Origin of the sequence: Candidatus Leptofilum sp. (genome assembly GCF_965223285.1) — a bacterium.
Taxonomy (GTDB): Bacteria; Chloroflexota; Anaerolineae; order Promineifilales; family Promineifilaceae; genus Leptofilum.
The window spans coordinates 4,486,422-4,512,690 of sequence record NZ_OZ244997.1; the positions used below are offsets into that span (position 1 = coordinate 4,486,422).

The window sequence follows — 26,269 nt, forward strand, 5'->3', positions numbered from 1 at the left end:
AGATGGCTGCCCCTAAAACCATCATCAACGATAGATTAGCGGTCGAGAAATATGATTTTGTTGTATTTACCACCTAAATTTTGGAGGAATTGCTTATGTAAAAGCGGGAAGGCTTTTGAAAAAACAGAGCCATTTTTCCCTCTTTTACATAAATTATAAGGCAAATTGCTCAATATCCAAGGGAGCTGATTCAATGTTTGATTCTTTACCTTTTTACCAAACCTACATTCTCAAATTATGGCAGGAACGTTCAGATAGCGGCGACAGCAAAGTGTTCCGTTTTTCGCTGGAAGACCCAGCCACGCAGGTGCGGTACGGGTTTCGTTCGCTGGATGAGATGATGCAATTTCTGAAGCAGCAATGTGATGGTGATGAAGCACCTTGAGATTGCTTTTGATGAATGCCTGAAAAGTTTCAATTGTTTCGTTTATTGAAGGTGAACTGCATGGTATGAGCAGCTCGCCTTTTTCTTCTATCTACCCCAACAGCAAAGGAGAATAAAAATGTGTCGCTTTTGCATGACCCGTTTTCCCGCAAATATGTTTATGACCTCCCAGCAAACGGGCTGGCAATCTCAAAGGAATGCTTATGAGGTTGACAAACGGTGCCGGTGAATTTTACGCTAGGAATGAACCCCTAACCCAACATTGCCCTTACCATTCCAGATTATTTTTACACTAATAGGACTTACCCATTCGCTCTGACCAGACTGCAAAAGTCTTGGGTCTCATGATGTTAATTCCAGAGAGAATTAGACTTTTGTACTCTTCACTGCGTAAGTCCTGACTAAGAAAATGATGACAGTTACCGGTATTGCTCAGGCTCATAATTCGTTCCTTTCGTATTTGGAAGTACAACAATTTAGTATTGGAAGTTTTCCAAAGGAGCAAATTGTGAAACCAGTTTTTGCGCCAAAAGAAGAAAGCCCGCCAGTGCCTGCATTGCCTGGCTGGAAAAACGAGTGGCAACATGCTGTTGAGTTTTTGATTGCCAATGATTATGAGCGGGTGATTGCTATTTTGAGCAGTCGCCAAACGGCCGCTTCTGCCAAGGGTGAAGCGCGATTAGAAGCATTGTTAGAAGCCGCCATCCAAATTTGTGAAGCGTGCGCCCAGCACCAGTCGCAGGTAGAACTACACAGCCAGGCAATGACCCAATCGTTACAGCGGCAGCAGCAGCTACAGCAACAGATGTTGGCATTTCTTACATCCACCATCAATTCGGCAGCTGCCGTAGAGGCCAGTAGTTCCGCAAACGGCACGGTGGCTAAACCTGCTGCTAAACCGCAGTCACAACCCGCACCTAGCTTGTGGCCGCAGCCGCAAAAAAGTGCTGAACGGCCGTCCATCGCTGTTTACATGCTGGGGCCGTTTCGGGTCTTTGTGAACGGCCGTCTTATCAACAGTTGGTCTGGCAACAAATGTAAATCAATCTTCAAACATATGATCATGAACCGGCACCGCCCCGTGCGGCATGACGTGCTGATGGAGCAGTTTTGGCCCGACGAAACGCCCGATGCCGCCCGACGCAACATGTACCAAACGGTGTATCTGCTACGCCAGGCATTGCAGCAGGATGATGCTGATTTTCAGTTTATTCTCTGCCAGGATGGCACCTACAGCTTCAATGACGAACTCGACATTTGGGTAGACAGCACCCTATTTGAAGAACAGTACGCCTACGGCTTGCAGCTAGAAAAAGAAGGCGACATGGAAACGGCCGTCCAGGCCTACACCACCGCCGATGAGCTGTACAGTGGTGACTTTCTAGCCGAAGATATCTACGACGAATGGACGCTGGTACACCGCGAACGCATCAAACACGCCCACCTGGATTTGCTAGACCGGATCAGCCAACATTACTGGGCAACCCAGCAATACCCACAATGTATCACTGTCTGCAAAAAAATCTTGCAAGGTGATAGCTGCCGCGAAGATATTCACCGCCGACTGATGCGTGCCTACCTGCATCAGGGGCAGCGACATCTGGCCATTCGCCAATACCATCGCTGTGTTGAACTGCTGGCCCAGGAGCTGGATGTGGAACCAATGCCAGCCACCAGCCAACTGTTCAACCAAATTGTCAATGGAGAACCATTGACCGCCTGACTTCGCCTCTTCTTCTCTTCCTTTTTGCTTGCCCGGCTGTGCAGCCCCCAACCTGCGCAGCCGGGTATTTTTTTTACATAGTGGCTGGTGGTTAGCGGCTAGTTTAGGTCACCAGCCACTAGCAACCAGCCACTAACCACTATCTATCAAACAATCTCAAATTTTGTACGCTTCAAGTTTTAACTTTTTTTGAACACTCAAATGAACCCGCCCAAATTTGTTAGATATTGGCAAAAATTCATTTCAATTTTGGTTGATAAATGACCCAGTCACGAAACTTCTTTGAACAGCAACTATTAAGATGAGGGTATTGCTGAAACAAACGCCCAAACAGAAAAATGAGGCAACAAGTTGTTTCACAATGTACCAGTACTGGTTGCGCCTAGTATTTTTATTAACTTTTGTAGTCGTAAAAGGAGATTATCATGACGAACAAATCTGCATTTGAAGTAACCGTAGCAACATATCCACCATTGGCAGGTGAAATGCACGCGGTGGTTTTGGAAAACGGCCGTCCCTCCAACAATGTCATTCGTACTGATCAAAACTGGTCTGTGCGGGTAGATTGGAAATTGGAAGGTGCCTTGGTTCCCTGTATCGCTGGCAACTGGTGTGTGACGCTGTTCCTGGAATCCATCGGTCGTGGTCGCGAGTTCAGCTTCCCGCTGCCGCACCAAGAACAAATTCGCGTACCGCTGGACCCCTGTGGCAATGGCGAATACACCTACGACATCCAGGTACCGGCCCACACCATTCGCGATTCCGACTGCTCCACGCCTTACAAAGCTGTGGTTGCGCTCACTTACTTGGACCCCTGTGACCGTCCTGGCCCGATGGCTGGTTTCTGCGAACTGCCCATTCTGCAATTCTACACCGACAAAAAGCAGGCAGGTCACTAATCTGACTGTGTTGGTATGAAGGCCCTGGCAGTCCGCTGCCAGGGCTTTAGGGCTTGACCGTTTACCAAAACTCAAAAGTTGAAAACGGTCAAGCCTTGAGGTTCGTTTCCTGAACAAAGCTGTCGGTGAACGAACCTTTATTTTTGCCAGTAGACCGTAATTTGTCGGCTTCGGGCCGCGTATTTCACGGTTTACACAACCGGAGGCCAAAAATGAACCAAAAATCATCCCCCGCAACACCAGATGACTTTCGGCAGATAAAGGGCATTGGACCAGCAACGGAACAGCGGCTGCATGCGGCTGAGATTCATACGTATGCACAGTTAACGGCCGTTTCTCCCCAGGCACTCGCTGAATTACTTCCCGGCTTCACGGCCGAGCGGATTCAGCAGGAAGATTGGCTGGGGCAGGCAGAAGCATTGCTATCGGCAAAGAGTGGCGACGACGGCCAGCGGTATGCCACCTTCACGGTGGAGCTGCTGCTGGACGAGGACAATTCGGTGCGGCGCACCCGCGTGGTGCATGTGCAGGAGGAAAGTAAAAAATCATGGTCAGGATGGCGGCCCAAAGCGGTGAAGCAGTTCATTGCTGCGCAGGCTGGCCTTGCTGCCCAGCCAAAGGCCAAAGCTGTAACCGCTACGGACGCAGCAGAGCAAACGGCCGTTCCCACCCAAACCGTCACCTCCATCGACGAGTTAACCATGCAGTTTGTTTCCCCAGTTGATGATGACCAGCCAGAAACGGCCGTTGCCCCATCACCTGAGGCAGACACACCGTTGCAAACTGGCGTCGCCGCCCAACCATTATCTGTTGAGTTGAACACCCCCAATATTTTGCTAGAGCACGGGCACGCTTTTAACGTCCAGCTTTATCTTGATTTGGAAACAATTAGTTTAGAAAAACAAACCCCCTTGAACTACCAGGCTGCCATCTATGCCGCCCAACTCGGCGGCACGGCACGGCACAAAGTGGGCACGGCGTATGGTGCCATCAACACCAATGCCAAGAAAGTTGCCATCACCGTTCCCACCCAAATTGGTGCCCCTGGCACGTACCGCCTGGAGGCAGAAATGGCCATTGCTTGGATTCCTTCCACGCCAGACATTACCGCCAATACCAAGGGTGGCTTGCTGCATATTTATTAAAGGAGAAAAAATCATGAGTCATATACGATCTCGACACGGAAGCGGGGCGTTTCAGCGAGGCTTAAATGCGCCCCAATCCCGATTTTATAATCAGGGCAAATTCGGCCGTTTGTTCCCGTCGCTGCCGCCCTTTTTGCCACCGCCAGAAGCACTCATTGAACTGGGTGCGGTGGGTGGCCCCATGGACCCTGGCACCGCCCACGACACGCCCAACGACGCTATGCCCGCCGGATTTGTCTTTCTCGGTCAGTTCATCGACCACGACATCACCCTCGACACTACGTCGAGCCTGGAACAGCGCAATGATCCGGAAGCGATTCAAAATTTCCGCACGCCAGTGCTGGAACTGGATAGCATCTATGGGTCTAACCCAGACGCAACGCCCCATCTTTACCGCACGGTTCGCGGCTTGCCTTACATGCTCCTAGATGAGAACGCGCCCAACGATTTGCCCCGCAACAGCATCGGTACCGCGCTCATTGGCGACCCGCGTAACGATGAAAATCTGGTTGTTGGCCAGCTCCACCTCGCCTTTTTGAAGTTCCACAACCAGATTTTGCAGGATGTGCGCGACTTTGAAGAGGCGCAGCGGCTGGTGCGTTGGCATTACCAGTGGGTTGTTTTGCATGAGTTCTTGCCGCTTTTGGTAGGACATGACCTGGTGGAAAGCATTTACACTGGCAAAAGCTACAGCAGCGGCCGTCGTTTTTACAATTGGCGGCATCAGCCCTTCATCCCTGTGGAGTTTGCCGTAGCAGCGTATCGGTATGGGCATGCCCAGGTGCCGGGTGCGTTGCAGGTGAATGACGTGTTTAAGGTGAACGGCCGTCCTCAAATTCCCCTGTTCGATGTTAACGAAATCGGCAAAGACGACCCTGATGACCTGTCTGGCTTTGGCGTGCGGGCCGACCGCCGCTTTGTGGATTGGCGGTACCTGTTCGACACGGGCGACGGGGTGCATCAGCCTAGCCGTGGCATCAACACTGTGCTGTCTGGCCCGCTCTTTGAGCTACCCTTCTTCACCGGCAAAAACGACATTCGCTCCTTGGCACAGCGGAATCTGGTGCGCGGCCGCACGTACGGCTTACCGTCTGGTCAAACCATCGCCCGCGCCATGGGCGAAGAGCCGCTGGGGCGTGATGAGCTAGACGATGTCCGTGACCTGGGCTTTGCCGAGGAAACGCCGCTCTGGTTCTACCTCTTGCGCGAGGCGCAGGTGCGCGAGTATGGTGAACGGCTGGGACCGGTAGGCGGCCGTATTGTCGCTGAAGTACTCATTGGCTTGTTAGAGGGTGATCGGCTCTCGTTTGTGCGCTCGCATCCCAACTGGAAGCCCGTTTTGGGGTCATACGGCGACTTCACGATGGTGGATCTGCTGCAATATGCTGGTGTGCTAGATACCCCAGTCTACGTGAATGGCGGCTCCCCGTATTAACACTGCTTAGACCTGGCAAGGTAGCAAAAACTTGTCAGGTCTTTTTGCTATGCTTCACCGTCATCTTGCGAATATGCAGCTGACATACTGATCGTAGGTACGTCATCGGGGATGAAAAAGTAGGAATGTGCCGCTTCCAGGTCGCCATAGTTCACGGTGACTTTGGTAGCATATTCCAAAACGCCCGCCTCATTCACCTCTGCTGCAAATGCGTATTCACACTCCCGGCACTCAAAAAACCGCAAGCCCCCTGGGTATGCCTTCTCTGATATGCTAACTGTGTGTGTTTTCATAGTAGCTCCTCATTTTTTTTGCCGCGGATTGCGCGGATTTTTTGGATTACTGGTTTTGGTGAAACGTTTATACTCTAAAGATGGTCGCCCAAAATTCAACAATAAACCGACTTGAATGCCTGTTGCTACAAGATAGTTGATTATTTGAGCATGGTGTTCTCTTGCCAATCCTTTGGATAATGCTTTTAGTTCCAGAATGATGACATCTTCTACAACAATGTCTGCTACATAATGCCCAACGTTCAATCCTTTGTAATGAACTGGTAGCTGCTTCTGCCTTTCGAGCTTTACATTACGAAGTGCCAACTCATGAGCTAAAGCATTTTCGTAAACGGCCTCTAAAAAACCGTAACCCAAAGTACGATGAACCTCCATCGCTGCTCCAATTACCTCATGCGACAAACTCTCAAAAAGCAATTTACCCATAGCAAAAAAAATAATCCGCGTTAATTCGCGTAATTCGCGGCTAAAAATCTACTTGAAGGCGATGAAGCGTCCCCAGCAGGAGGCCAGTTCCATGCCTTTTTGGATGAAGGCGGCAATGAAGTAACGGCCGTTTCCCGCCACAGCAATCTCACCACCCAAATTCTCCGCATGAACCACGCCTTTATTAAACAGATTCAGGTGCATGTCCTGGTAATATTTATCCAGCGGATACATCTCATCCCAATCCTTACCATACTGGTCGATGAGCTTCTGGTTCGCTTCGGCAAACGTTTTGGGATGCCAAATGCGCTGAATGGTGTTCATCGGATGCTCCATTGCCACACAATCTATCCCCAGCCACTTGATTTCTTTCTGAAGGCACCAATCAGCAAAGTCTGGCGATGGCCCCGGATGCTTGATCATGTAGCGAAACTCATCAGAATCCGGGCTGTTCCAGCCATATTTGTAATACCCCGTCTTGATGATCAAAATGTCGCCCTGCTGAATATCCACCCGCTCTTCAATCATGGCTGGGGTATAGACGCTAGAATTGCTCACCGTGTCCGAAATATCCACAATGACGCCCGGCCCAAACCAGGTTTCAAATGGCATCTGCCCAATGGTGCGCCCAGCGGCGTGGAAATGCTTTTCACCATCCATATGCGTGGCCAGGTGGAAGCTGGCGCGGCAGTGGGCATTGTTGCGCCCCAGGCCAAAATATTGCCCACCAACTCGCTTAGTGTAGGTCACGCTCAACGGTTCGTAGTTGGCCCACTGCGGCGTTTGCACGCTGAACGGCAGCGTCATGTCCAGCATTGTCGTCTCGCGCATCGCAGCGAAAAAGTCGTCGCTGCTCATGCCGTCTGGGGCTTGTAGAGCCGCCACCCGTGCCCAGGCAGACTCCACTTCCATAAATGGAATGGCTCCCACCATGATCCAGGCGCGTTGGTTGCTCAATTCGCCAATTTGCCCACCTAGCGATTCTGCCAGCAACATGCCCGATTTTGGGATGGTGATGTGGGAAAGTTCGTGGTATTCCTCTGGCGGAAACAACTCATCCCAGCTTTTGCCGTGCGTTTCTTGTAATTTGGCCTCTGCTTTTTCAAATTCGCGGGCGTGCTGGTAGCGAATGCTGGTGTTCATCGGATGCTCCGCGCTGCCGCAATCCACGCCGATGAGCTTCAGCTTCATATCCAGTGCCCATTGGAAAAATTCTGGCGACGGCCCAGGATGGCGCACGTAGTAGCCAAACTCCTTGTTCTCGATGCCCCCCTGTGCGGTGGGGTTGGGTGTGTCTGGCTGATCAAAGGTGTGCTTGTGGTAGCCGGTGTTGATGATGAGAATGTCGCCTTCTTTCACTTCCGCGCGCGCGGTAATCATTTCTGGCGTGTAAAGCGAATAATCAGACACCGCATCAGAAATATCTACAACTACTCCTTCGCCACACAGGTCAGACAGGGTAATATCGGCGATGGCTTTGGCCCCGGAGTGAAAGGCGCGTGGCCCCACGAGGTGAGTGCCGGTGTTATTGCTCCACTCGATGAGTTGACCGTTGGCCCCTTGCCCGCCACCCCACGAGCCGGTGACCCGCTTGAAAAAGTGGACTTGCAGCGGCATTTCTCCTGGCCAGGGCGGGGTGAAAATGCTTAAAGATTGGGTGAGGTCGTACCATTTGGCGTTTGTGAGTAAGTTGATAGTTTGTTTTTCGCTCATTTTGTTCTCCTGGAAATAGATGGGGGTATTTGCAATTCATTTCTCGTAGGCGGTGCCGATGACGACGGTCCACGGCCGTATTTCCCAGCGGGCAATAAGACCATTTTTTACGTAGGGGTCGCTGTTAACGAAGGTTTCGATAACTGAGGAGTCTTCTACCCGCCACACCAGCAAAGCCGTATCCGCGGGGTCGCTGTATGCCCCACCCAGCACCAGGTCGCCTTGCGCTTCAGCGTCTTTCGCTAGCTGCAAATGTTCGGCGCGATAAGTGCCCCGTCGCTCCAAATAATCATCGGTTAGGTGATAAATGAGGGCGTAGTAATTCATGCAATGCTCCTTGAAGTTTCGCTATTTTTGGCAGATGAATTGGTAGAAGCGAGCCAGCAACTTGTAAGGATATTTGTCACTGACAGATAGTTCCAACTGCTCTAGGTGCTCATAAAAATCTGGATCAAATTTGCGTTCGTTGTCGGCTATGAAGTCGCAAATGCAGCGGATGCCGTATTGTTCCAACAGCATGAAGCCGCATTCTTGCAGCATGGTTTTTAGCGCGTCATCGGTGTAACGTTGGATAGTGGCGTTGAACGTCTCCACGTATTTGGTGCTTTTGGTCAGATTTTCTTGCGCCGCAGCCAAATCATAGTCGCGCAGGGCGTAGGCTAGCGTTTCTGTGTGGGGATTGGTGATCATGAGGGAGAAGATGCCGCCGGGACGCAGCGTTTGGTGGATTTTTTGCAGGACGGCCGTTGCATCCTCCACATATTGCAATAAATTATGGCACAAGATTATGTCAAATTTCTCCTGAACCATAAACTGTGCGGCATCCCCAACCTGAAAGCTGATTTTGTCGCTGACCTGTTCTTGTGCGGCCAGCTTTTGCCCTTGGGCAATCATTTCTTGAGAGAAGTCGAGGAGAACGGCCGTATACCCCAACTTCACCAGCGGAATGGAGTCCAGCCCATTGCCACCACCTAAATCCAGAATGCGTGCCGGAGGTGGGGGTAAATGTGGCTGCAAATTAGCCTGCGCTACCCGGTAGCGCAGCTTGCCCCAGGGCGCCTGCTGATACTCTTGCCATTGGGCAAAGCCCTTGTCGAAATTCTGTGCCTCTGCTTTCATCTTAGCTCCGAAAAGCCAATTGCTAAAAACAAAATGCCCACACCCCACACGGGAAAAAACACAAATTGACCACCTGCCTGACCAGAAATGAGCTTGCGCCAGCCAAAAGTCTTGCTGCTGCGCCAGCGTACAATCAGATCAAGTCCAATCATCAAACCGCCGATCAAAAAAATGGCGGTTGGGGTTGCTAGATCAAATAGAGCCGTAACAACCACAGCCAGCAAAACGCTACCTAACGAGAGCAAAAAACCAAGCCCGTTGCCGCGAAGAAGCCCCATTACGACAAATATTTCTCAGCGTAGGCGATCAACGCATCTTCAAAGACGTTGGCGGGGGGCAAAACCAGCCCTGCGCCCACTTGCCCCACGCCTGCATCCTTGTGGGCGATACCGGTGTTGATTTGCGGCCGTATGCCCAGCTCCACCACCTTGCGAATATCCACGCCTACCGGCGTACCCCGGAAGCCCAGCACCGGAATAGTAAACGCTTTGTGTTCGCCAACTGTAATTTCGTACATCCGCATCGTCGTGTCTACCGCCATTTCCGGCGTGCCGCTGATGAAAGTGACAATAGCCGGGGCCGTCGCCATGGCAAAGGCACCAATGCCAGCCGTTTCTGTGATGGTGCTGTCGCCAATGTCGCCGCTGGCATCGTCGGCGGTGAAGCCAGAGAAGTAGAGGCCGTCTGGCTGGCCAACCGGGCCAGTAAACCAGCGATCGCCCAGGCCACTGACGCGAATGCCCAAATCTGTGCCGTTGCGGGCCATCACGGTCATCACGGTGCTGCCTTCTACGCCGTGCCCCGCGTCGGCCATCGCTTTGCACGCCGCCATGACAGGATTGAGGACGCTGAGGGCATTGTCGCCTAAAAATTGCAGCACTTCGGCTTTATCTGCATCGCTGGCACTGGTCTTGGCAATCAGCGGTGCTAATTTTGCAGTGAACAAAATCGAGCCAGCTTTGTTGCGATTGTGACCCTCGTCCCCCATGTGCAGCGATTCGGCCAGCAGGGCGCGAATATCAATGCCGTCCTCGCTCATTGCTAGCGCCTCGGTCAGGATAGTGCCGAGCGTGTCGTTCATCCAGTGCAGCTTGGTTAGCACTTCTTCGCTGTACGCCCCGTAGCGCAGCACTTTGCCGTACCCTTCGTTGAGGTTGGAGTATGTTTTGTTGCCGTGAGTGACGTTTTCAATGACATACACCTTCATCGAGGCGGAGGTGACGCCCGCCATTGGCCCCACGGCGCTGTGTTCGTGGCACGGTTCCAAATCAATTTGGCCGCTGGTGACGAGCTTTTCGGCACTCGCCCAATCGGTGGCTTTGCCTTCAAAGATGAGTGCGCCCACAATGGCGCCGCGCATTGGCCCGGAAGCACGCTCCCAGGTGATGGGTGGCCCAGCGTGTAGCAGCAGGTTCTCTCGCATTCCGGGGATCACGTCGCGTGCGACGGCAACAGTTTTTAGAATGGGTCGTGCCTCCATCATGCGGGAAACGGCCGTTTCGTTTGCTTTTTCTATGTCAATCATGTGCTTTCTCCTTGAATTAACCGCGGAGGACGCGGAGGGCGCAGAGATAAAATCTGGATAATCTGTGAAATCTTTGATTACTTACTTTGTATGCTAGCCATTGACAAATTGTTGGGGCGAGACGGCCGTTTCTGGAAACTCACGCAATATCTGCTTGTCGGCCGTTACCAGCGGCACGCCTAACTCTTTAGCTAGCGCCACAAACTCACAATCATAAGCGGAGCAACTGCTGCTGGCAGCGAAAGGAAAAATATCATTTGGTAAAAGATGAAGTTCATTGCCTATCATCATCTTTTCAGCAGCTTCCGCAAATTCCAGTACATCGGTTTGTAGCAGTAAATTGCTGCGTAAATACCGAAACATCGTGTTGCGAAATTCGCTCTGCCAAAGGAAGGGCGCATACCATTCTGAGTCTTTTTGAAAAACCTGCCAGGCTTCCTTAGTGTGATCGCCTTCAACATGAAAGTAAACGATGATGTTGGTATCGACCACAATCACGGTCTGCCCTCATTTTTCCATTCGTTAAGCTCTTCATCTGTGAGATGATAATGGGCAGTTTTTTCACGTAGCCTTTTGGCAGTCTCCATGATTTCTTCGTTTGTAGGGCGGTACCGCCCTTCATTTTTGGCTCTAGTAACTTCTTCTTCAGTGACATAGATGCCAAGTTTTTCACGCAAAAGACGTACCTCGGCCAACGTTGCTTCGGTTCCCGCTGCGTTAGCAGCCAGTGCTTGCTCAATCAAGAAAATTACCTCTTGATTGATGCTGCGCCGGTTAACGGCCGCAGACATCTTTATTTTTTCGTGTAATTTTTCAGGCACATTTTTGAGTGTCATTGTAGCCATAATTCCTCCAATATGGTTCCGTTTTGGAATCATTGTGCCACCAAGCGGTATATTTGTCAATCCTTTTGCTTCATTTTTGCTAAAATCGCCATCAGCTTTTCGTTGCCGCCAGCCGGAGGTCGCCACTCAACCTGCACGGCCGTTCCTCCCTGCCCCAGAATGCTTTCGTAAAACGATTCCAAGCCCACGTTAATGGCCGACAGCGTGCCGCCAAAGGCAGCAGGCGAGACGGGCGGTGCGCTGCTTTCCGGTTCCGGCAGTCGGTTAAAGATGTAATCGACCGCCTCATTAGTGCTAGAGAACACGGTAGCTCCCGCCGCCGCCAACTGCTCAATTTGCCCAATTAAATCCTGCGGGTCTTCATCTGTGCCCACCACGATGGCTACCACTTTTTTGCCCGCCTGCACCGCCTCGGCAATGGCCGGACTGAGTTCCCCCGCCGGGTTAGGATGGGCACCCTCGCCCAGCACCACGTCTAGCAAAATGAAGCCAACCTCGGGATCGGCCGTTTCCTGGCGCAGACGACGCAGGCGCAAATCGTTGTCCATCATCGGGTGCAGGCGGCCCTGGGTAAATTCATCCTCGCCCATGTCCAAAATGGTGTGCCCCCGGCTGCGGGTGAGATCGTCCAGCTTTTGGTCAGGCCGAATAGGGATATTGGTGTGAAGCTGGTCGAGAACGGCCGTAAGCCCCAGCACCATCTCATAAGCTAACGTACCGCCAGAGAAAAGGCCGCACACATACCCTCTCACCGACTGCCGCATGGGAGACAGCAATGAGGTTTCGACGGTGGTAGCGAGGTGAACCGCAAGTTCGGCCGTTTCGACCAAGCTGGTACCGAAATGAATGTTGCCTACTTTATGCCCCGGTGGGGGGAAGCCAATGAAATTCACTACAATTTGCTTGCCGGTAGCCTGTGCTGCCTGCAAAAGCTGAGTGGCAACTTTGGGGGACGGCGGCTTGGAAACCAACGTAATTACCCGCGTCGCCGGGTCTTTGCCCAGCAGTTCAACTGCCTGCATGGCAGTAATTGCTCCGACTTCTGCCTTCAAATCGCGCCCGCCAGTACCAATGGCTTGGGAGAGTCCGCTGCCCAAATTATGCACCTCGCTGCTGACCGCCTGCAGGCCCGTGCCGGAGGCGGCAACCAGCCCAATACGGCCGCGCCGCACCCGGTTGGCAAAGCCCAGCCCCACGCCGTTGATAATCGCCGTGCCGCAATCTGGCCCCATGAGTAGCAGCCCTTTGCTTTGCGCTTTTTGCTTTAGGCGTACCTCGTCGGCCAATGGTACATTGTCGCTGTAGAGGAAGACGTGCTTGCCTAAATCCAATGCTTCTTCGGCCACTCCTGCTGCGTAGCGGCCCGGCACGGAAATGAGCACCCAGTCGGCATCTGGTAACTGTTTGGCGGCGGCGGCCAGACTGTGGGGGCGGTATTCGCTGCTGCCAGACGCTTTGCGGCGGGTGAGTAATTCATCTACCTGGGCGATGGCTTCGGCAACGGCCGTATCATCCGCACCTTTCACCACAATCAGCAAATCATCCGCCTTGGCGGCCACATTGGCGGGCAACAAATCGCCTGCGGCGAGCAGTTCCTTGTTGGCCTCTGTCGCCATCACCACGCCCGCGTCAGCCACGCCCGGCAGCTCGGCCAATGCCTTTTGTAGCTGCATCAGCACCACAGAATCATAGTAAGCCCCTTGCCTCACTTCACTTTTCATCGCAGTCATCTTTTTTCTCCAGATTTTTAGCCACAGATTTCGCAGATTACACAGATTAAAAACAAAAATCTGCGAAAATCTGTGTAATCTGCGGATGATTTATTTTCTATCAACGCGGCGAGGGTTTTGGCGGAATTTGATGATGGAATCGGCCGCATGATACCCCTTCCGCAGACTAAGATTGGCGTAAATCAGCGTGCGCGGTCCGATGAGCGTACCGGGATTTAGTACGGCGTTGCAGCCGGTTTGGGCATCGTCGCCCAGGATGGCCCCCATTTTGGCCAGTCCTGTGTCGTAGGTTTGGCTATTAATGGTGAGTTGGATAGACGGCCGTTTCCCCGTCACCGCATCTTTCTCACTCATAATCCCTAAATTACTGAGCTTGGTGCCTGCTCCTAAATTTACACGATGTCCCAAAATAGAATCGCCTACATAGTTAAAGTGGGGTGCGTGGGCACCTGGTAAAAAGAGTGCATTTTTAGCCTCGCTAGCGTGGCCCAGGCCGCTGCCGGGCAGCAAAATCACATTTTCTCGCACGTAGGCCCCATGCCGCACCGTTGCCCCTGCCCCTATGTAAGCTGGCCCTTGCACATAGGCACCTGGCTCAATCACCGCACCTTCGCCAATAAAAATGGGGCGGTCAGATAGGTAAGCACCAGGCATTATCGTGCCCAAAACCGTTTGCTTTTCTTCAACCAGTCGAGCCACATGCTCCTTGATGTTGGGAATTGCTGCCCAAACGTAGGTGCAACCCGCAAATAGTGAAGCGGTGAAATCATCTTCAAAATGAAAAAAATCGTTTGGTTTTAACATGCTTTTTTTGCCACAGGGCACAGAGAGAAATGAGAAAACTCCGCGTGCTCTGCGCTAAATCATTCCTGTAAAAGTAAACGTTCTGCTTCTGGCAAAATGAGTTTGACCCACAGGCGGTACATTTTGCCAGATGGGTGCAGCGTGTCTTCCGCGACCAGCGAACTGTCAGTAACTGCCTGTCGCGAAATTTGCGTTATGTCAATGTAAATGAGGCCGTGCTGTTCGGTTTCTTCTCGGTTTATGGCATTGAAAGCGTCGATGGCTGCGGCGATTTCTGTACGATCGCGATTTTGGGCAAAAGGCATCACGCCCCAGTCTGGAATGGAAATGACAAAAACGCGGTTGGGATTGTTCTTGGCAAAGGCAACGGCCGTTTCCAACAATTCCACAAACTCTTCTCGATATTCATCCTGACTGAGTCCTCGATATTGATTATTCACGCCGATGAGCAGCGAAACTAAATCGTACGGCCCTTTTGGCTGCGCTTGGGCAATGCCTTCGGCCAATTCGCTGGTTGTCCAGCCCGTTTGGGCCACGATTTCTGGTTCGCCAATGTTGATCCCCTGCTCACGCAGTGCGGCTACGAGCTGCGCAGGCCACCGTTCCGTTGCCACCACGCTTGCGCCAATGGTATAGGAATCCCCAAGTGCTAAATAGCGCAACGGTCGTTCCATCGGAATTGGCATCATAGTGAGTGTGGGATGTGCTGTTGGCGGAGCTATTTCCGTTTGGCAGCCCACCACCAAGATCATAAACAAAACTGTCCGAATAATTCGTGATCGCAATCTGCGAAAATCCGCGTTAATCCGCGGCCAAAATTGGCTCGATCTGGCTGGCAAAGCTCAGCATCGCCTCATCGCCAAACCAGCGACCAGTCAATTGCAAACCCAGCGGCAGTCCGTCTTTGTTCTTTCCGGCGGGCAGCGTCAGCGTGGGCAAACCGCTGTGCGTCCAGGGCAGATTCATCACCGGGTCGCCCGTGCTGTCGAGTCCAACCGGAGCCGCCCCTGGAGCTGACGGCGACAGCCACAAATCGAGGCCGTGCCTGTCCATAAGCTGCATCAGCGTTTCGCGCAGCTCGGTGCGTCCGGCAACTGCTTTTTTGAGCTGGTTATCGGTTATCTTTTGGCCGCGCTGGATCAGTTCGGCTGTTTTGGGATGATATTTCTCGGCGTGTTTGGCAAACCAGTCAGCGTGGAATCGCGCTGCCTCAGCCGCCACAATGAGATTATGGCGCGCATAAATTTTGTCAAAATCTGGCATTGCCTCGACTGATTTCACCACAAAGCCAGCATCATGCAGCCGTCGGCAAAGTCGCCGAAAATGTTTCCGTCCTTCATCTGAGGCCTTCTGCAAATAATGTCCTTCGGGTATGCCCAGCACTGGCTTTTTCTCAGTAACGACAAGCTGCCAATGTTGACATAATAATCCCGTGACCAACTCCATTCCCGCCACATCATTGGTGAAGCAGCCCACATGATCCAGCGAAACGGACAGCGGCAATACGCCAGATTTGTCGATGCGATTGTAGGTCGGTTTGTAGCCAACGGTGCCGCAAAATGCGGCAGGGCGGTTCACAGAGCCAATTGTCTGTGTGCCAAAAGTAAGCGGGGCAATGCCAGCACCGACGGCCGCTGCCGATCCGCTGCTGCTGCCGCCGGGCGTATGCGCGGGATTGTACGGATTACGGGTGGGGCCGGGGCCAAAGTAGGCAAATTCGGTAGTGACGGTTTTGCCCAAGATAAGTGCGCCTGCCTGTCGCAGTGTGGTTACGCTGGGGGCTTCGCTACCCTGCAAAATGTCGGTGGGCAGTTGACTACCTGCTTGTGTAGTGAAGCCATCCACCTGAAAAATATCCTTCACGCCGAGCGGAATGCCAAAGAGCGACGGCCGTTCTGCAGGATTTGGATATTTAGCGAGGAGTTCCCGAGCTTCTTGTTGGAGGCGGTGGAAACGGCCGTCTTCCGGCACGAATGACAATACATTTGGCTCCCGCTCATTAAACCGTTCCTCAAGTAGGGCCAAATAATCGAGCAGCGGCCAGCTGCCACTGCGCAACTCACTGGCAATAACGGCTAGTGAGGCATCAAGGTTGATTCGTTTACTCACGCCGCACCGTGTACTTTTTGGGCTGCAATTTGCACCGCCTGAACAATGTGCTGGTACCCCGTGCAGCGGCACAAATTACCCGAAATCGCCTCTCGAATTTCTGCCTCAGTGGGGTTGGGGTTGGCTTCCACAAATGGCACCAACGTCATGAGAAAGCCTGGTGTGCAGAAGCCGCACTGCAAGCCGTGGGCTTCCCAAAACGCTTCCTGAATGGGGTGCAACTCGGTCTGGCTCTCAGCTAGTCCCTCCACCGTCGTGAGTTCGTGTCCATTGGCCTGCACGGCAAACATTAGGCAGGCGCGAATCGGTTCGCCATCGAACAAGATGGTGCAGGCCCCACAAACCCCCTGCTCACAGCCGACATGGGTTCCCGTTAAACCCAAATCGTGCCGCAAAAAATCACTGAGCAGCAGTCGCGGCTCGACTTCTTTTTCGTATGTTTTTCCGTTGATCGATAACTCAATGTTCATACTTTCATCTTCCCTCTGGTTATAGCCGCGGTTTCTTACCGCGAAAAAGCGCAGAAAGAATCTGCGGCTACGGAAAGTTTATTGGCTCGCCCGTGCGAACGCTTGCTTGAGGGCGCGGACGGTAAGCACTTTAGCCAAGTGGCGTTTATAATCGGCAGTAGCGTGAATGTCCCCGCGTGGGTCAATTTCGTTTTGGCTGGCGGCCACGGCCGTTTCCAACCAAATTTCCTCAGACGGCAGTTCCCCCACCAAAATCTGCGCCGCCTTCTCAGCTACCATCGGTATCTCGCCAGCATTCAGGTAAACCAGCTTTGCCGCTGTGCAAACCCCGCTGCTGTCTACCGTGACAACCGCCGCCACGCCAGAGAGCGCATAATCGCCGTGGCGCCGCGCCATTTCCGTAAACGCCGTGCCGGTGTGGGCAGGCAGCGGCGGCAGCGCAATCTCCACCAGGAGCTCCTCGTCACCGAGGTCTGTAGCAAACAGGCTGGTAAAAAAGTCGCGGGCGGCCACCCACCGTTCACCTGAGGCAGATTGCAGTTTAACACGGCCGTTCAACGCCATAGCAATCACGGGTAATTCAGCCGCAGGGTCCGCATGGGCCAGGCTGCCGCCAAACGTGCCGCGTGCCCGAATTTGGGGATGGGCGATGTACGGAAGGGCTTCAGCCAGCAGCGGCTGGTGCTGTGCCACCAATGGGTCTCGTTCCAACCGACTTTGGCGCACCATGCTGCCAAAATGGAGTGTGCCATTGCTGGCCTGCCAGATGCCATCTAATCCCGGCACGCCATTTAGGTCGATGAGCACCCCCGGCTGCGCTAGGCGAAAGTTCATCACTGGCACCAAACTTTGGCCACCTGCCAGCGGCTTGGCGTCAAAACCGTGCTGCTGCATTGCCGCCAACGCACCGTCCAGCGAATCCGGTGTTACATATTCAAAAGGCGCAGGTTTCATGCGAGAAATCCTTATTTGCTTGCGTAAAATCGGGGGGCTTTTTATTATCTACCTTACGGTCAGCGCACCCTTTTTCACACACTGTTGAGAGGGAAAAATATTATCTTGGAACGGCCGTATCTTGTCAAACTGCCAGTAAGCAGTGATCAGTGAATCAGTAATCAGTGTCCACTCCGAAAACTGAATACCGACCTACTGAATACTGACATACTGATTACAAAAAAGAGAGAGTACACATGCAAACCCACAAACCCGGCCTGCTAAACGGCATTCGCATCATTGACCTGACCCGCGTCCTAGCGGGCCCTTACTGCACCCAAATGTTGGGCGATCTCGGCGCAGATGTTATCAAAATTGAGGCACCTGGTCGCGGCGACGACACCCGACATTGGGGGCCACCTTTCACCGAGGCACCCGATGGCGAGCGCGGTGAAGCCGCTTACTTCCTTTCCGCCAACCGCAACAAGCGCAGCCTCACGCTTAACCTCAAAACAGACCGGGGGATGGACATTCTGAAGGGACTAATCCGCCAGGGGGACGTGCTGGTCGAAAATTTCCGCACGGGCACGCTGGCTCGGTGGGGGCTGGATTATGAGACGCTACAACAAATTCGCCCCGGCCTCATTTATTCTGCCATCACCGGCTACGGCAACGACGGCCCGTACAAAGACCGCGCAGGCTACGACTTTATGGTGCAGGCGATGGGGGGCTTCATGAGTGTCACCGGCCCCGCCGATGGCGAGATGAACCGGGCGGGCATCGCTATTGCTGATTTAGCCACAGGTATGTTTGCCAGCAACGCGATTTTGGCCGCGCTGTTTGCCCGTGAACGCACAGGCGAAGGGCAATATATCGACATGGCTTTGCTCGATTCGCAGGTGGCACTGATGTCTTACGTCGCCAGCAACTATTTAGTGTCTGGCGAATTGCCGGGGCGATTTGGCAATGGGCATCCCAACATTGTGCCTTACCAGGAGTTTCAGGCGCGAGACCAGCAGTTTGCCTTTGCTTGTGGCAATGATAACCAGTGGGGGAAGTTTTGTACGGCCGTTTCCCATCCCGAATGGATCACCGACGAACGCTTTGCCACCAACACCGCCCGGCTGGCTAACCGCAGCACCGTCGTTGCCATGCTCAACGACCTGTTCACCAGCCGCGATGCCGCCGACTGGATGGCCTTATGCGATGAAGTAGGCATTCCCTCCGCACCGATCAACAATATGGCCCAGGTGTTTGCCAATGAGCAGGTGCAGGCGCGTCAAACCCGGATTGACGTGCCCCATCCCACCGCTGGCAGCGTGCCGCTGGTTAATTCGCCGCTCAAAATCCCCACCACGCCCACCAGCGTCCGTTACCCGCCGCCCACCCTCGGCCAGCACACAGCAGAGATTTTGCAGTCGCTGTTAGGGTATAATTTAGGGACAATTGAAACACTAAAAAATGAAGGCGTCATCTAGAGGGGAAAGCATCCCCAGGCTTGTGTTGAGCGTAGCCGAAATACGCGTCCTTGCTGAACCCGTTCGCGTCTGAGGATGCTCACTCCTCATTTTGAATGAAGGAAAATAAGATGGAACAATGGGAATATCTCACACTTTTTATGGAAGCGAATAAATCTACAACAGACTCCATGAGTTTTGCAATAGAGACAGAAGAGTTAGCTAGCTACAGCCCGCAGCTAATGATGCCGGAACTGAATCGTCTAGGGGCCAAAGGATGGGAACTGGTTCATATGGAACCCGTCTACGTTGGCAGCAATGAAGATGTTTTGATAGAAGAAGGTGGCGGTATGCGTCGTTGGACGAACAAATATTTTTGCGTCTTTAAACGACCAGCCTAAAGAAACCATGTAATTAGTAATGGGTAATTATGCCAATTACTAATTACCCAATTACTTCCTAATCGTATGAGACAAGTTAGCATCGTTGGCATCGGGCAGCTGCCCGTACAGAAGGTTTATGCTCAAAGTTTACGTTGGCTGGGCGCAACGGCCGTTCGCCAAGCCATGTCCAACGCCGGAGTGGTACAGGTAAACGCCCTGTTTGCTGCCAACATGCTCAGCGACGAGCTGCAAAACCAGAAGCATCTGGCCGCGCTTATTGCCGATGAAGCTGGACTGCGCGGCATCGAAGCGTTGCAAATTCGCGCCGCCACCGCCACCGGAGCCGCCGCGCTGCGCATGGCTTACCTGGCCGTTGCCAGCGAAGAAGCAGATTTGGCCGTCGCCGTTGGCGTCGAGAAAATGAGCGAAGGCGCAGCCACTCCCGCCTTGGCCAAAGCATTGGATGCTCGGCAAGAGGTGGTCGCTGGCGCTACGCTCATCAGTAAAAATGCCGATTTAATGCGGCTTTACATGGAGCGGTACAAGATGCCGGAAGACGGGTTGGTCAATTTTGCCGTCAACGCCCATCAAAATGCGCTTACCAACCCCAATGCGCTTTTCCACAAGAAGATTTCGGCAAAGGACGTGCGCCAATCTCGCTCAATTGTGCCGCCCATTCGTCTGCTAGACTGTTCGCCCATTTGCGACGGGGCGGCGGCGGTGGTGCTGGCTCCGCGCAACGAAGCCCGCGCCTACACGGACAAACCCGTCCACATTCTCGCCTCCAGCGTTGCCACTGACCGTTTTCGTGTAGATGATCGCCCAAAACCGCTGACTCTTGAAGCGGCGCGGCTATCGGCACAAAAGGCTTTCCGGCGTGCTAATGTCAACGTGCAAGACGTTGACTTTTACGAAGTGCACGATGCGTTTAGCATCATGGCCTGCCTCCTGCTGGAAGCTGTTGGTTTTGCCCAATCGGGTCATGGCTGGCGGTTGGCCGCAGAAAAAAAGATTGGATTGCGCGGTCCGGTACCCATTGCGACGATGGGTGGCTTAAAGGCGCGCGGGCATCCAATTGGGGCGACGGCACTGTACCAAACGGCCGAAATCGTCCAGCAGCTCACCGAGCAGGCAGGCAAAAACCAGGTGAAAAATGCCGAAATTGGCCTCCTGCAAAGCGTGGGCGGCGCAGCCACGACGGTGCTGACGCACGTTTTTGGCGTTTAGTCGGTAATCGAGATCAGTAATCAGCGAATGAAAAGACGAAACCGATTACCAAAGGAACTCATATGAAACCTCGCTTAAACTTGTGGTTGGAAGTTGAGGGGGATGTTGTCTTTTCTATCTGGCGGATGCAATTGCTGCAAGCAGTGGCTGAAACTGGCTCCATCAGCGGCGCGGCAGCGGCGATGGAGACGCATTACCGCACCGCCTGGGAAAAAATCAACGAGATGGAAACACGCCTGGGCAAAAAGCTGGTAGACACTCAAGTTGGTGGTCAGCAGGGGGGAGGAGCGCAGCTTACCCCGCTGGCGCAGCAGCTTATCACCGCGTTTGCCCAGTTTAGCCAGGAAGTTGAGAAAGAAATGCAGGAGTGGTTTACGGCCGTTCTCGCCCCCGTCCTTGCCAATCCCCCAAATAACTCAAATTGACACCCAACTAAATTTTCATATACTTTTACCGCGCTATGGTGAGCCATCATAGCGATGCAGATGATGTGCTAGAAAATTGGAGGTAAAAGATGTTGAAGACCTTTTTGCGACTGTTTGTGTTGGGAACGGCCGTACTTTTGCTAGTGGCGTGCAGTTCCAGCGAACCGGAAGTTTTGCGGCTGGCTACGACGACGAGCACCGAAGATTCTGGCCTGCTGGAAGCGATCTTGCCTGATTTTGAGGAGCAGCACAATGCCCGCGTGGACGTGGTGGCTGTGGGCACAGGACAGGCCATTGCTCTAGGGGAAGCGGGCGATGCCGACGTGATTTTGGTCCATGCCCGCAGCCGGGAAGATGCGTTTGTGGCCGATGGGCACGGCATCGAGCGGGCCGATGTGATGTACAACGATTTCATCATTGTGGGGCCAACGGATGATCCGGCGGGGATTCAGGGCGTGGAACTGGCGTCTGAGGCGTTGACCGCAATTGCTGAGTCCGAATCAACGTTTGCTTCGCGCGGCGATGATAGCGGCACCCATTCTAAAGAGCGTTCGCTGTGGGAAGCGGCTGGCTTGTCCCTCGATCCAGAAGGCGATTGGTACAAATCGCTGGGGCAGGGGATGGGGGACACGCTCCGCTTTGCTAATGAGAGTGGCGCCTATACGATGACCGACCGCGGCACTTTTTTGAGTCAGCAAGACAATCTGCCCAATCTGGCTATCATGGTGGGGGGCAACAGCATAGATGAAAATGTAGACCTGTCGCTGTACAATCCGTACGGAGTCATTCCGGTGAATCCCGACAAGGGCAACATCAACAACGACTTGGCCAATGATTTTGTGGCCTGGCTTACCAGCGTTGATGTTCAGGCTGTAATTGCCGAGTATGGTATTGATACTTTTGGTCAGCCGCTGTTCTACCCAGATTCGCAGGCGTGGCGCGACCAATAAAAACAAGAGATTAGAGATTGGAGGTTTTGCGTCTCCCAATCTCTAAGCCCTAACCTTCAATCTCCCATCTATGCAGACATTGCTAGACGCTTTCTTCAACGCTTTTCAACTGCTGGCTTCGGGCGATCCGGAGCTTTTGGGGATTGTGGGGTTGACGCTGCGGGTGACGGGGGTTGCACTGCTGTTGGCCTTGTTGTTGGGGCTGCCGGTGGGGGCACTGCTGGGGTTGTTGGGTCGGTTCCCCGGTGGCGGCTGTGTGATTCCGTTGATTTATACTGGCATGGGTCTGCCGCCAGTGGTGGTGGGCCTTTTTGTTTACCTGCTGCTGTCAAACCAGGGTCTGCTGGGCGAATTGGGCTGGCTGTTTACGCCGTCGGCGATGGTCATGGCGCAAACGATTATTGCTTTGCCGCTGGTGGTAGGATTGACGTTAACGGCCGTTCAATCCCTCGATCCGCTTTTGCCCTTGCAGCTACGCGCCTTGGGCGCCACCCGCTGGCAACTGGCCTGGACGATGCTGGTGGAGTCGAAGCTAGGAGTGTTTGCAGCGATTGTGGCTGCGTTTGGCAGCATCATTTCTGAAGTGGGGGCGGTGATTTTGGTGGGGGGCAACATTCGTGGCGAAACGCGGGTGCTGACCACAGCCATCGTGTTGGAGACGCGGCGGGGTGAGTTTGCCTTGGCCATTGCGCTAGGGCTGATTTTGCTGCTGCTGGCTTTGCTGGCCAATGTGGCACTGTACCGCTTGCAGCAGCGGGGGGCTCATCTGCGATGAGCCCCCCGATTTTTGAGCTTGACGAGGTGGAGCAGATTTATGACGGCCGTACTGTCCTCAATCTCGATCAACTCACCATTCAGCGGGGGGAGATTTTGGCGCTGGTGGGGCCGAGCGGGGCGGGCAAAAGCACGCTGCTGCGTTTGCTCAACTTTTTGGAGCCGGCCAGCCGGGGAAACATTCGATTTGATGGAGAGATGGTAACGGCGGATTTGGGTTTGGTGCAGCGGCGACGAGTGACCACGGTTTTTCAACGGCCGTTGTTGCTACAGCGATCGGTTCGAGCCAATTTGCGTTACGGGCTGGGATTGCGTAGGGAAAAGCTGATGGAAGCTGAGGAAGAAAAATGGCTGGCGCGGCTGGGTTTGGTTGAGCTGGCTGATCAGGCTGCGCCGAAGCTATCGGCGGGGGAGGCGCAGCGGGTGGCTCTGGCGCGGGCGTTAGTGACGCAGCCAGACGTGCTGCTGCTGGATGAGCCAACAGCCAACCTAGACCCCAGCAACGTGCGCATCATCGAAGACATTATTCAGGAGGAAAACCAGCGCAGCGGCATGACGGTGGTGCTGGTAACGCACAACATCTTCCAGGCGCGGCGCATTGCCCACCGCACCGCGCTGCTGTGGGCGGGGGAACTGATCGAGGTGGCAGAGACGGAGCAGTTTTTTAATGCACCAATGCGGGAAGAAACGGCCGCTTTCGTCCGCGGCGATACGGTTTATTGACCGACAACCGACAGACGCCCACCCAAAGCCTCTACAATTTTGTTGATTGTTTCAAAGCGGGGGTTTCCCTCGGCAGACAGCGATTTGTACAAACTGGCGCGGGTTACGCCAGCTTGTTTGGCAACTTCTGTCATGCCTTTTGCCCTGGAAGCGGTGTTCAGGGCATGAATAAAATCAGATGTCGTACCGGTAGCCAGTACCTCGGCAAGAAACTCCCAAACATCCTCGTCTGTTTCCAAATGTTCTGCAATGTCGAATGGTTTTGTTTTGACACTCATGATTTACTCCAGTTCCTGAATCATTTGCCTAGCTTTTTCAATATCTCTGCTTTGCTTTGATTTATCACCGCCGCGCAAAAGTAGAACAAGACGATTGTCACGAATGGTGTAGTAAATTCGTAAACCGCCCCCAAAGAAAAAGCGAAGCTCATACAAATTATCACCAAGCGATTTGAAATCACCAAAATTGCCATTTTCAACGCGGTTAATTCTTGCCAACACTTTGTTCCGCGTAGTCCTGTCTTTCAAACCTTTGAACCATTTATCGAAAACGGCCGTACTGGCGATTTCATATCTCATGGACAAAGTGTATCCTGTGGGATACGAGTTGTCAATCAGTTGAATCTCTGTATCCTTTGAGGCAAAAGTGTATAATCGGGGCATCTACTAACTTCCAGAAGTGAGCGTGAAAAATGAATATGGCATGTAAAATCCGGCGGGGGGCACTGCTGGCTTTGATTTTCCTGCTAGGGGCAGGCTTGTTTGGCGGCGGAACGTTGGCAGGCTCCGTTCATGCCCAAACCGAAACGCCCAGCAATGTGAGCGTCCCGCCGCCGAATCAGTTTCCGGTGGAAGTGTATGTGGATTTGTACGGCCTGAATATTTTCGCGATTGATGAACAAAACGAGACGTTTGAGATTGAGGCGTTTATCTATGCAGATTGGTTTGACGATCGGCTAGCGTTTGATCCAGCGGCAGCAGGGACGGAGCGGAAGGTTTTTCAGGGAGAAACGGCCGTTGAAATGCTGAAAACCGATGTCTGGTGGCCGGATTTAGAGGTGGTAGACGTGCGTGGCCCGCGCGAACGGCTGCACACCACCCTCACCATTGACTATGACGGCTTTGTAACTTACACGGAGCGGTTTCACGCCAACATCTGGCAGCCCTTCTTCTTCGAGGAGTTTCCCTTCGACACCCACACCATCAGCTTTACGGTAGCCCCTTTCTTTTATACCAGCGACCAAGTAGCCTTTCTTGGCCCGGAAGATTTTCTGGAAGATGGTGAGCGGCTGGAGCGCGAAGATTTGGCCTGGGAAACCAACGAATGGTCGATTGACGGTGTGGAGAGTGTGGTAGCGCGTGGCGGCGACTTTGAATTCTCGACGAGTACCATGTTCCTTGAAATCAGCCGCTTGCCGCAATTTTACATTAGCAATGTTATCTTGCCGCTCTTTTTGATCGTCGCGATATCTTGGGCAGTGTTCTGGATGGATTTTGGCGATATGCACCTGGCCGACCGGCTTAGCGTCTCGTTTACCAGTGTGCTGACGGTGGTGGCTTTTGATTTTGTTACCGCCGACAATTTGCCGCTGCTCTCTTACCAAACGGTACTGGATGCGGTGCTGACGTTTAGCTATGTTATTTTGTCTTTATCTGTGTTAGAGAATGTGCTGGCTTATCTTAATTTCCGTAAAAACCAGCAGGATATCCAGCGGCTAGACAAGGTGTCTCGCTGGCTGTTTCCACTGATTTATTATGTGGGCTGTGGGCTGCTGTTGCTCTTTTTTTAGAGGGTCGATGAAGTGCGAAGGGTTAAAGGCAGAAGGATGGATCACGAATCATTTTCTGAGTTTAAGAACTCTTTTTCATATGGCTACCGCTCTGATTTGAGCTTTAAGTTTTTGAAGGGGTTGCCCGATGAGGAAGCGGCCGTTTTCATTCAAACGCTGTTCACCAAAATAGTCGAGGCAATGGATAGTGGCAATTGGCAACCCGTGGCAGAGCATGTGATTGCTGGGCAGGTGGCTTCCTACAGCAAACCGGGCAGTTTTGCCTACGACGATGCGCCATTTACACCCTTGCCCAAGCCGTTGAACCAGCTCAAACTGGGCTTGCTTACCTCCAGCGGCCATTTTGTTGCCGGGGGTGATCCACGGCCGTTTGGCGAAGAAAATATGACCCAGCTTGAAGCCACCGTCCGCATTAGCGACTTTTTGCGTGAGGCACCAACCCTGTCGGCGATTCCCATGGACACGCCGCCAGTGGCACTGCGGGTGCGCCACGGCGGGTACGACATTCGGGGAGCGGAAGCTGATCCCAACGTGATATTGCCGCTGGCGCACCTGCAAACGTTGGCTAAGGACGGCATAGTCGGCGCGTTGGCCGAGAATGCTTATTCATTTGTGGGAGCGTGCGCCCAAACGCCGCTGCGCAAAAAGAGCGCACCGCAGTGGGCAGCGATGCTCAAACAGCAGGGAATCGAAGCGATGGTGCTGCTGCCCGCCTGACCGGTGTGTCACGTGTCCGTGGGACACGTTGCCAGGGTGTTTGAAGCGGCTGGATTGCCAACGATCACTATCGCGGTTGCTGCCTTTGCGGGGCGTTTGGAGCCAATGCAGGTGCCGCGCCTGCTGCTGACGCCATTTTTGATGGGACGGCCGTTAGGCCAACCAAATGATGATGAAACCCAGCGTGATGTATTGCGAACGGGCTTAAGATTGCTGGAAACGGCCGTGGCTACACCAACAGTTGCACATTACTAGGTGAGAATACGTCCA

32 protein-coding genes are annotated in these 26,269 nt (G+C 53.2%); 15 read left to right on the plus strand and 17 right to left on the minus strand.

Annotation, left to right across the window (positions count from 1 at the left end):
- Positions 1-193: 193 nt before the first annotated feature.
- The 5 genes from ACOQPU_RS20100 (at position 194) to ACOQPU_RS20120 (ending at position 5,587) form a co-directional block, all read left to right on the plus strand.
- Entirely contained in the window at positions 194-385 is a 192-nt protein-coding gene (locus tag ACOQPU_RS20100; protein WP_420641626.1) for a hypothetical protein, read from the plus strand.
- A gap of 508 nt (positions 386-893) precedes the next feature.
- Positions 894-2,108: an AfsR/SARP family transcriptional regulator gene (locus ACOQPU_RS20105; RefSeq protein ID WP_420641627.1), complete on the plus strand. Its 1,215-nt coding sequence runs from the start codon at positions 894-896 to the stop codon at positions 2,106-2,108.
- Positions 2,109-2,533: 425 nt separating this feature from the next.
- Positions 2,534-3,007: a hypothetical protein gene (locus tag ACOQPU_RS20110; protein WP_420641628.1), complete on the plus strand. Its 474-nt coding sequence runs from the start codon at positions 2,534-2,536 to the stop codon at positions 3,005-3,007.
- A gap of 212 nt (positions 3,008-3,219) precedes the next feature.
- Positions 3,220-4,152 (plus strand): helix-hairpin-helix domain-containing protein, encoded by a 933-nt coding sequence (locus ACOQPU_RS20115; RefSeq protein ID WP_420641629.1) that lies wholly within the window; start codon positions 3,220-3,222, stop codon positions 4,150-4,152.
- A 13-nt stretch (positions 4,153-4,165) separates the two neighbouring features.
- On the plus strand, positions 4,166-5,587 hold the full coding sequence (locus ACOQPU_RS20120) for a peroxidase family protein (RefSeq protein ID WP_420641630.1): 1,422 nt from the start codon (positions 4,166-4,168) through the stop codon (positions 5,585-5,587).
- Positions 5,588-5,634: 47 nt separating this feature from the next.
- On the opposite strand, the gene ACOQPU_RS20125 is transcribed toward ACOQPU_RS20120, so the two are convergent.
- From ACOQPU_RS20125 to ACOQPU_RS20195, 15 genes are all read right to left on the minus strand, one after another.
- Entirely contained in the window at positions 5,635-5,880 is a 246-nt protein-coding gene (locus tag ACOQPU_RS20125; protein WP_420641631.1) for a hypothetical protein, read from the minus strand.
- Positions 5,881-5,889: 9 nt separating this feature from the next.
- The gene (locus ACOQPU_RS20130) at positions 5,890-6,306 is read right to left on the minus strand and encodes a GxxExxY protein (protein WP_420641632.1); all 417 of its coding nucleotides are present in this window, start codon (positions 6,304-6,306) and stop codon (positions 5,890-5,892) included.
- A 48-nt stretch (positions 6,307-6,354) separates the two neighbouring features.
- Positions 6,355-8,019, minus strand: coding sequence for a cyclase family protein (locus tag ACOQPU_RS20135; protein ID WP_420641633.1), 1,665 nt, complete (start codon positions 8,017-8,019; stop codon positions 6,355-6,357).
- 36 nt (positions 8,020-8,055) lie between these two features.
- A complete protein-coding gene (locus ACOQPU_RS20140; protein WP_420641634.1) occupies positions 8,056-8,346 on the minus strand; it encodes a YciI-like protein in 291 nt (96 codons plus the stop codon).
- Between the two features lie 21 nt (positions 8,347-8,367).
- On the minus strand, positions 8,368-9,138 hold the full coding sequence (locus ACOQPU_RS20145) for a class I SAM-dependent methyltransferase (protein ID WP_420641635.1): 771 nt from the start codon (positions 9,136-9,138) through the stop codon (positions 8,368-8,370).
- On the minus strand, positions 9,135-9,416 hold the full coding sequence (locus ACOQPU_RS20150; protein ID WP_420641636.1) for a hypothetical protein: 282 nt from the start codon (positions 9,414-9,416) through the stop codon (positions 9,135-9,137). Before ACOQPU_RS20150 ends, ACOQPU_RS20145 begins: the two co-directional genes overlap by 4 nt.
- Positions 9,416-10,663, minus strand: a complete 1,248-nt coding sequence (locus ACOQPU_RS20155; RefSeq protein ID WP_420641637.1) for a DUF1116 domain-containing protein — start codon at positions 10,661-10,663, stop codon at positions 9,416-9,418. The genes ACOQPU_RS20150 and ACOQPU_RS20155 overlap by 1 nt, the downstream gene beginning before the upstream one ends.
- Before the next feature lie 93 nt (positions 10,664-10,756).
- Positions 10,757-11,161, minus strand: coding sequence for a type II toxin-antitoxin system VapC family toxin (locus tag ACOQPU_RS20160; RefSeq protein WP_420641638.1), 405 nt, complete (start codon positions 11,159-11,161; stop codon positions 10,757-10,759).
- A complete protein-coding gene (locus ACOQPU_RS20165; protein WP_420641639.1) occupies positions 11,158-11,634 on the minus strand; it encodes a FitA-like ribbon-helix-helix domain-containing protein in 477 nt (158 codons plus the stop codon). The genes ACOQPU_RS20160 and ACOQPU_RS20165 overlap by 4 nt, the downstream gene beginning before the upstream one ends.
- Positions 11,565-13,238, minus strand: a complete 1,674-nt coding sequence (fdrA, locus tag ACOQPU_RS20170) for an acyl-CoA synthetase FdrA (RefSeq protein WP_420641640.1) — start codon at positions 13,236-13,238, stop codon at positions 11,565-11,567. The genes ACOQPU_RS20165 and fdrA overlap by 70 nt, the downstream gene beginning before the upstream one ends.
- A 90-nt stretch (positions 13,239-13,328) precedes the next feature.
- Positions 13,329-14,042 carry a glucose-1-phosphate thymidylyltransferase gene (locus tag ACOQPU_RS20175; protein ID WP_420641641.1) on the minus strand — a complete coding sequence of 238 codons (714 nt, stop codon included), beginning with the start codon at positions 14,040-14,042 and terminating at the stop codon, positions 13,329-13,331.
- A gap of 59 nt (positions 14,043-14,101) precedes the next feature.
- Entirely contained in the window at positions 14,102-14,716 is a 615-nt protein-coding gene (locus tag ACOQPU_RS20180; RefSeq protein ID WP_420645855.1) for an SGNH/GDSL hydrolase family protein, read from the minus strand.
- Positions 14,717-14,843: 127 nt separating this feature from the next.
- Entirely contained in the window at positions 14,844-16,151 is a 1,308-nt protein-coding gene (locus ACOQPU_RS20185; protein ID WP_420641642.1) for an amidase, read from the minus strand.
- The gene (locus tag ACOQPU_RS20190) at positions 16,148-16,621 is read right to left on the minus strand and encodes a (2Fe-2S)-binding protein (RefSeq protein WP_420641643.1); all 474 of its coding nucleotides are present in this window, start codon (positions 16,619-16,621) and stop codon (positions 16,148-16,150) included. The genes ACOQPU_RS20185 and ACOQPU_RS20190 overlap by 4 nt, the downstream gene beginning before the upstream one ends.
- 78 nt (positions 16,622-16,699) lie before the next feature.
- Positions 16,700-17,575, minus strand: coding sequence for an FAD binding domain-containing protein (locus ACOQPU_RS20195; RefSeq protein WP_420641644.1), 876 nt, complete (start codon positions 17,573-17,575; stop codon positions 16,700-16,702).
- Positions 17,576-17,811: 236 nt separating this feature from the next.
- Between ACOQPU_RS20195 and ACOQPU_RS20200 the strand changes: the two genes are divergently transcribed.
- The 7 genes from ACOQPU_RS20200 to ACOQPU_RS20230 all read left to right on the plus strand — a co-directional run bounded on the left by ACOQPU_RS20200 (position 17,812) and on the right by ACOQPU_RS20230 (position 23,493).
- Positions 17,812-19,032: a CaiB/BaiF CoA transferase family protein gene (locus ACOQPU_RS20200; RefSeq protein ID WP_420641645.1), complete on the plus strand. Its 1,221-nt coding sequence runs from the start codon at positions 17,812-17,814 to the stop codon at positions 19,030-19,032.
- Positions 19,033-19,202: 170 nt separating this feature from the next.
- Positions 19,203-19,412: a hypothetical protein gene (locus ACOQPU_RS20205; protein ID WP_420641646.1), complete on the plus strand. Its 210-nt coding sequence runs from the start codon at positions 19,203-19,205 to the stop codon at positions 19,410-19,412.
- A gap of 66 nt (positions 19,413-19,478) precedes the next feature.
- On the plus strand, positions 19,479-20,621 hold the full coding sequence (locus ACOQPU_RS20210) for a thiolase C-terminal domain-containing protein (protein WP_420641647.1): 1,143 nt from the start codon (positions 19,479-19,481) through the stop codon (positions 20,619-20,621).
- 62 nt (positions 20,622-20,683) lie between these two features.
- Complete coding sequence (locus ACOQPU_RS20215) at positions 20,684-21,046, plus strand: winged helix-turn-helix domain-containing protein (protein WP_420641648.1); 363 nt, start codon at positions 20,684-20,686, stop codon at positions 21,044-21,046.
- Positions 21,047-21,135: 89 nt separating this feature from the next.
- Positions 21,136-21,996 (plus strand): substrate-binding domain-containing protein, encoded by an 861-nt coding sequence (locus ACOQPU_RS20220; RefSeq protein WP_420641649.1) that lies wholly within the window; start codon positions 21,136-21,138, stop codon positions 21,994-21,996.
- Between the two features lie 70 nt (positions 21,997-22,066).
- Complete coding sequence (locus ACOQPU_RS20225) at positions 22,067-22,771, plus strand: ABC transporter permease (protein ID WP_420641650.1); 705 nt, start codon at positions 22,067-22,069, stop codon at positions 22,769-22,771.
- Positions 22,768-23,493 carry a phosphate ABC transporter ATP-binding protein gene (locus ACOQPU_RS20230; RefSeq protein ID WP_420641651.1) on the plus strand — a complete coding sequence of 242 codons (726 nt, stop codon included), beginning with the start codon at positions 22,768-22,770 and terminating at the stop codon, positions 23,491-23,493. Before ACOQPU_RS20225 ends, ACOQPU_RS20230 begins: the two co-directional genes overlap by 4 nt.
- On the opposite strand, the gene ACOQPU_RS20235 is transcribed toward ACOQPU_RS20230, so the two are convergent.
- Positions 23,487-23,771: an addiction module antidote protein gene (locus ACOQPU_RS20235; protein ID WP_420641652.1), complete on the minus strand. Its 285-nt coding sequence runs from the start codon at positions 23,769-23,771 to the stop codon at positions 23,487-23,489. The two genes, ACOQPU_RS20230 and ACOQPU_RS20235, sit on opposite strands and share 7 nt — an antisense overlap.
- Positions 23,772-23,774: 3 nt before the next feature.
- Positions 23,775-24,071: a type II toxin-antitoxin system RelE/ParE family toxin gene (locus ACOQPU_RS20240; protein WP_420641653.1), complete on the minus strand. Its 297-nt coding sequence runs from the start codon at positions 24,069-24,071 to the stop codon at positions 23,775-23,777.
- Positions 24,072-24,190: 119 nt separating this feature from the next.
- On the opposite strand from ACOQPU_RS20240, the gene ACOQPU_RS20245 reads away from it, so the two are divergent.
- From ACOQPU_RS20245 to ACOQPU_RS20255, 3 genes are read left to right on the plus strand one after another with little or no spacing between them, the layout of a single operon-like run.
- Positions 24,191-25,282, plus strand: coding sequence for a hypothetical protein (locus ACOQPU_RS20245; protein WP_420641654.1), 1,092 nt, complete (start codon positions 24,191-24,193; stop codon positions 25,280-25,282).
- A 36-nt stretch (positions 25,283-25,318) separates the two neighbouring features.
- Entirely contained in the window at positions 25,319-25,999 is a 681-nt protein-coding gene (locus ACOQPU_RS20250) for a glycine/sarcosine/betaine reductase selenoprotein B family protein (protein WP_420641655.1), read from the plus strand.
- 12 nt (positions 26,000-26,011) lie between these two features.
- Positions 26,012-26,254 (plus strand): hypothetical protein, encoded by a 243-nt coding sequence (locus ACOQPU_RS20255; protein WP_420641656.1) that lies wholly within the window; start codon positions 26,012-26,014, stop codon positions 26,252-26,254.
- Positions 26,255-26,269 lie beyond the last annotated feature (15 nt).